The sequence below is a fragment of the Acidovorax sp. KNOB132 genome, assembly GCF_057541515.1.
In genome coordinates this window covers 1-5,853 of record NZ_BAAJYT010000221.1, presented here as the reverse complement: position 1 = coordinate 5,853, position 5,853 = coordinate 1, and the positions used below count along the sequence as shown (strand labels likewise).

4 protein-coding genes and 2 pseudogenes are annotated in these 5,853 nt (G+C 65.7%); 3 read left to right on the top strand and 3 right to left on the bottom strand.

The genetic code is table 11. From position 1 onward, the window contains the following. The 3 genes and pseudogenes from AC27IO_RS19370 to AC27IO_RS19360 form a co-directional block, all read right to left on the bottom strand. Positions 1-272 (bottom strand): annotated as a pseudogene (locus AC27IO_RS19370) (PhoH family protein); the annotation flags it as partial. Positions 273-426: 154 nt separating this feature from the next. Next, positions 427-913 (bottom strand): annotated as a pseudogene (locus AC27IO_RS19365) (peroxiredoxin). Between the two features lie 163 nt (positions 914-1,076). After that, complete coding sequence (locus tag AC27IO_RS19360; protein WP_284395750.1) at positions 1,077-1,448, bottom strand: Mth938-like domain-containing protein; 372 nt, start codon at positions 1,446-1,448, stop codon at positions 1,077-1,079. A 170-nt stretch (positions 1,449-1,618) separates the two neighbouring features. Here AC27IO_RS19360 and AC27IO_RS19355 point away from each other — a divergent pair, with 170 nt between their 5' ends. The 3 genes from AC27IO_RS19355 (at position 1,619) to thrC (ending at position 5,713) form a co-directional block, all read left to right on the top strand. Beyond that, positions 1,619-2,848: a pyridoxal phosphate-dependent aminotransferase gene (locus AC27IO_RS19355; RefSeq protein WP_498740264.1), complete on the top strand. Its 1,230-nt coding sequence runs from the start codon at positions 1,619-1,621 to the stop codon at positions 2,846-2,848. 76 nt (positions 2,849-2,924) lie between these two features. After that, positions 2,925-4,286 carry a homoserine dehydrogenase gene (locus AC27IO_RS19350; RefSeq protein ID WP_272567932.1) on the top strand — a complete coding sequence of 454 codons (1,362 nt, stop codon included), beginning with the start codon at positions 2,925-2,927 and terminating at the stop codon, positions 4,284-4,286. Continuing rightward, positions 4,286-5,713 (top strand): threonine synthase, encoded by a 1,428-nt coding sequence (gene thrC, locus AC27IO_RS19345; RefSeq protein ID WP_498740261.1) that lies wholly within the window; start codon positions 4,286-4,288, stop codon positions 5,711-5,713. Before AC27IO_RS19350 ends, thrC begins: the two co-directional genes overlap by 1 nt. Positions 5,714-5,853: the final 140 nt, after the last annotated feature.

Here is a 5,853-nt window from a genome sequence, read left to right as displayed (position 1 = left end):
GACGGCGCGCGCTGCTCGGGTTGCGGCGGTGCCTCGCTGGCCACTGGCGCGGGTGCACGCGCGGCAGTGCTTTCAGTGCGGGGTGCCGCATCGCGGGCGGAGGGGGCCGTGCGCGCGGGCCTGCGGGTGGAACGGGTGGCGGGAGGGTTGGCGGGTTCGAAGGCTTCGACCGGTTCGTCAACGGCGGTCAGGTCCGCACGGGCCGCGGTCTGGTGGTAAGCATCCGGAGAAAGCAGCGCGGCGCGCCGGGTGGGGGCGGGGGGCAGGGGCATGGTGCAATGGCCTCGATGGGATGTTCAGAAAGCAAAAAGCCGCCTGGAGGCCAAGGCGGCTTTTGGGTGAGGGGAGGGCGTTGCGTTTCTCAGCAGCATCGACCCATTATGCATGCTCCCCATGACGGGCTGCGGCAGCCTGCCGCAGCCGGCTTCAGGCAGCTTTCTTGAGGGCCTTGATGGACTTCACGGCCTTGAGCACTTCGTCCACATGGCCCGGCACCTTGAGGCCGCGCCATTCGTGGGCGAGGATGCCGTCGGGACCGACGAGGAACGTGCTGCGTTCGATGCCCTTGACCTTCTTGCCGTACATGATCTTGTTCTTGACCACGCCGAACATGTGGCACATTTTTTTCTTCGGTGTCGGCAATCAGTTCGAACGGGAGTTCGAGCTTTTCCTTGAAGTCGTCGTGCGACTTCATGTTGTCGCGCGACACGCCGAAGACGGCTGCGCCGGCCTTGACGAAATCTTTGTACTTGTCGCGGAACTGCATGGCTTCGGTGGTGCAGCCAGGGGTGTTGTCCTTGGGATAGAAGTACAGAATCAGAACCTGGCCAAGATGCGAGGTATTGGAGACCTTGATCCCCCCGGTCGCGTTGGCTTCAAATTCAGGTAGGGGTTTGTTGACAACGATCGCCATGGCACTCAATCTCTCAGGATGAAAGTCGTTGAAAAGCCGGGGGAGCGGTGTGTGTTATTGCTCTTGGAGGGCCCCCGACCGCAACCGGAGATTTTACCTTGAAACGGACTCTTTCGCACTCTTTCAGGCCCTGCAGTCTGTAACCAAAGTACACAACTGGCGGTCAAGGCTCCAGCAGCAGGGCGGCGACCACGTTGCGCCCCTCGCCCGCCAGGATGTTGTAGGTGCGGCAGGCCGCCGGGGTGTCCATGGTCTCCAGCCCCATGCGCTTGGCCATCAGCGGCTGCAGCCAGGCGGGCGGCGGAAAGCGGTTGCGCGTGCCGCTGCCGAAAAGGATGAGTTCCGCATCGAGCCCGGCCAGTTGTGCGAAGTGCGCCGGCGTCAGGTCTTCGAAGCGCGTGCAGTCCCACGCCTGGCGCAGCCCGCGCGAGCCGAGGATCACGCTCGTCGTGAGCTTTTCGCCGTCCACGCCGATCCAGCCGGGGCCGTAGGCGCTGATGGTCTGCGTTTCGGAGCGGTCGGGCTGGAATTTCATGCGTTGGGGGCGGGGAGCCCGTTCGGGAAAAGGGGGCGCTGCAAGGGGCCAAAGGCCCCAGGGCGCTGCGGGAACTGTGGTCAAATTATAGGTTTCGCCACAGAGGCAATGCCTCCTGGCGGGTCTCTGAGTCCCCCCGTGTCCGGCTCCCGTCCTTTTTTCGCCAGCGCATGAAGACCATCCACAAATCCGCGAAGCTCAATAACGTTCTCTACGATGTCCGGGGCCCGATCGTGGACGCGGCCAAGCAGATGGAGGACGAGGGGCAGAAGATCATCAAGCTGAACATTGGCAACCTCGCGCCGTTCGGCTTCGACGCCCCCGAGGAAATCCAGCAGGACATGATCCGCAACCTGCCCAACTCGGCGGGCTATTCGGACAGCAAAGGCATCTTCGGCGCGCGCAAGGCGGTGATGCACTACAGCCAGCAGCAGGGCGTGGCGGGCGTGACGCTCGACGACATCTACCTGGGCAACGGCGCGAGCGACCTGATCGGCATGGCCACCAACGCGCTGCTCGACGATGGCGACGAACTGCTGGTGCCCGCGCCCGACTACCCCCTGTGGACCGCCGTCGCCAGCCTGTCGGGCGGCAAGCCCGTGCACTACCTGTGCGACGAGGCCAATGGCTGGATGCCTGACCTGGACGACATCCGCGCCAAGATCACGCCGCGGACCAAGGGGCTGGTGGTCATCAACCCCAACAACCCCACGGGTGCGATGTATTCGGACGAGCTGCTCAAGGCCCTGGTGCAGATCGCCCGCGAGCACGGCCTGGTGCTGCTGGCCGACGAGGTGTACGACAAGGTGCTGTACGACGGCGTCACGCACACGGCGCTGGCCAGCCTGTCCACCGACGTGCTCACGCTGACCTTCAACTCGCTCTCCAAGGCCTACCGCTCGTGCGGCTACCGCGCAGGCTGGATGGTGATCTCGGGCAACAAGGAAGTGGCCCGCGATTACATCGAGGGCATCAACATGCTCGCCAACATCAAGCTGGGCTCCAACGTGCCCGGCCAATGGGCCATCCAGACGGCGCTGGGCGGCTACCAGAGCATCAACGACCTGGTCCGGGAAGGCGGGCGCCTGCGGCGCCAGCGCGACCTGGCCTATGAACTCATCTCGGCGATCCCGGGCGTGAGCTGCGTGAAACCCAAGGCGGCGCTCTACATGTTCCCCCGCCTGGACCCCGCGATGTACCCCATCGCCGACGACCGCCAATTCTTCATGGAGGTGTTGTGCGCCACGCGCGTGATGCTGGTGCAGGGCTCGGGCTTCAATTACCCCGACCAACAGCACTTCCGCATCGTGTTCCTGCCGCACGAGGACGACCTGCGCGTGGCCATCGGCCGCCTGGCGGATTTCCTCGCCCGGTACCGGCAGCAGCATGGCACCGCCTGATTTTTTACTCCTATTTTCATAGCTGTCAGCGCATATTCAACTAGCGCTGCAGTGCAATTTGACTGGTAATTCGATCATGAAACCGATCCAAGTGGGCCTGCTGGGCATTGGCACCGTCGGCAGCGGCGTCTTCAACGTGCTGCAACGCAACCAGGAGGAAATCCGCCGCCGCGCCGGCCGTGGCATCGAGATCGCCATGGTGGCCGACCTCGACGCGGCCCGCGCCAGGACCGTCGTGGGCGACACTGCCCAGGTGGTGAGCGATGCGCGCGCCGTCATCGCCAACCCCGACATCGACATCGTGGTCGAGTTGATCGGCGGCTACGGCATCGCCAAGGCCCTGGTGCTGGAGGCCATCGCCGCCGGCAAGCACGTGGTCACCGCCAACAAGGCGCTGCTGGCCGTGCACGGCACCGAGATCTTCGCGGCCGCGTCGGCCAAGGGCGTGATGGTGGCCTTCGAGGCCGCCGTGGCCGGGGGCATCCCGATCATCAAGGCGCTGCGCGAAGGGCTCACCGCCAACCGCATCCAGTGGATCGCCGGCATCATCAACGGCACCACCAACTTCATCCTGTCCGAGATGCGCGACAAGGGCCTGGATTTCGACGTGGTGCTGAAAGAGGCGCAGCGACTGGGCTATGCCGAGGCCGACCCGACCTTCGACATCGAGGGCGTGGACGCCGCGCACAAGGCCACCATCATGTCGGCCATCGCCTTCGGTATCCCGGTGCAGTTCGACAAGGCCTATGTGGAAGGCATCACCAAGCTCGGCGCGGCCGACATCCGCTACGCCGAGCAACTGGGCTACCGCATCAAGCTGCTGGGCATCGCCAAGCGCCGCTCCGGCGCGGGCGCGGCCTCCGGCCAGACCGACGGCGTGGAGCTGCGCGTGCACCCCACGCTCGTGCCCGCCAAGCGCCTGATCGCCAACGTGGAAGGCGCCATGAACGCCGTGGTGGTGCAGGGCGATGCCGTGGGCACCACGCTCTACTACGGCAAGGGCGCCGGCAGCGAGCCCACGGCCAGCGCCGTGATCGCCGACCTGGTGGACATCGCCCGCCTGGCCTCGGCCGACCCCGAGCACCGCGTGCCGCACCTGGCCTTCCAGTCGCACACGCTCGACCAGGCCATGGGCACGCTGCCCGTGCTGCCCATGAGCGAGGTCGTCACCAGCTACTACCTGCGCCTGCGCGTGGCCGACGAGGCTGGCGTGCTGGCCAAGGTCACGGGCCTGCTCGCCACGGCCGGCATCAGCATCGACGCGGTGCTGCAGCGCGAAGCCGACGAGGTGGGTGGCGAGGGGTCCACGCAGACCGACCTCATCATCCTCACGCACGACACGCGCGAGGGCACGATGAACGACGCCATCGCGCAGATGCAGGCGCTGCCCACGGTGCTGGGCCCCATCACGCGCATCCGCAAGGAGGAGCTGAACTGATGCTGTACGTCTCGACCCGCGGCCACGCCGACCGCAAGCATTTCTGCGACATCCTGCTGGAAGGCCTCGCGCCCGATGGCGGCCTGTACCTGCCCGAGCGCTACCCGCAGATCGACGACGCGGCGCTCACCCGCCTGCGCCGTGCCTACCACGAGCAGGGCTACGCGGAGCTGGCCTTCCAGATCCTGTCGCTCTACATCGACGACATTCCCGCGGCGGATCTCAAGCGCCTGTGCGAGAAGACGTACACGGCCGAGGTGTTCGGCACCGGCGAGATCGTGCCGCTGCGCCACCTGGAAAACAGCCTGTGGCTCGAAGCCCTGTCCAACGGTCCCACGCTGGCCTTCAAGGACATGGCGATGCAGCTGCTGGGCAACCTGTTCGAATACGAACTGGCGCGCCGCGGCGAGACGCTCAACATCCTGGGCGCGACCAGCGGCGACACCGGCAGCGCCGCCGAATACGCCATGAAGGGCAAGCAGGGCGTGCGCGTGTTCATGACCAGCCCGTACGGCCGCATGAGCGCGTTCCAGCAGGCGCAGATGTTCAGCCTGCAGGACGAGAACATCCACAACCTCGCCATCGAGGGCGTGTTCGACGATTGCCAGGACATCGTCAAGGCCGTGAGCAACGACCTGGCCTTCAAGCGCCAGTACAAGATCGGCACGGTCAATTCGATCAACTGGGCGCGCCTGCTGGCGCAGGTGGTGTACTACTTCGCCGGCTACGTGCAGGCCACCGACACCAACGACCAGAAGGTGAGCTTCACCGTGCCGTCGGGCAACTTCGGCAACGTCTGCGCGGGCCACGTGGCGCGCATGATGGGCCTGCCGATCGACCAGCTGGTGGTGGCGACGAACGAGAACGACGTGCTGGACGAGTTCTTCCGCACGGGCGTGTACCGCGTGCGCGGCAGCGCCGACACGCACGAAACCTCCAGCCCGTCCATGGACATCAGCAAGGCGAGCAACTTCGAGCGCTTCGTGTTCGACCTGCTCGGCCGCGACGGCGCCCGCACGCAGGCGCTGTTCGGTGAGGCCCTGGCCCGGGACGGCGCGTTCGACCTGAGCGGCGATCCAGCCTTCGCCGAGGCGGCGGGGCGCTACGGCTTCGTGAGCGGCAAGAGCACGCACGCAGACCGCATCGCGACCATCCGCGACACGTTCCAGCGTTTCGGCGTGACGATCGACACCCACACCGCCGACGGCGTGAAGGTGGCGCGCGAGCACATCCGTCCCGGCGTGCCGATGCTGGTACTGGAAACCGCGCTGCCGATCAAGTTCGCCGAGACCATCGTCGAGGCGCTGGGCCAACCGCCCGAGCGGCCGGCCAAGTTCGAGGGCATCGAGGCGCTGCCCAAGCGCGTGCAGGTCATGCCGGCCGACGTGGTGCTGGTCAAGGCCTACATCAGCCGCCACTGCGCCTGAGTCCTTTCAGGCGGGTTTTGTGCCGAATCGGGTCGATGCCCTAGTGCTTATTGTTCCTTTTGCTATTGAATTAATAGCAAATCCCAGGAGGTCGCAATGAAGGTGGTGGGCTTTGCCGGGTTCTCGGGCAGCGGCAAGAC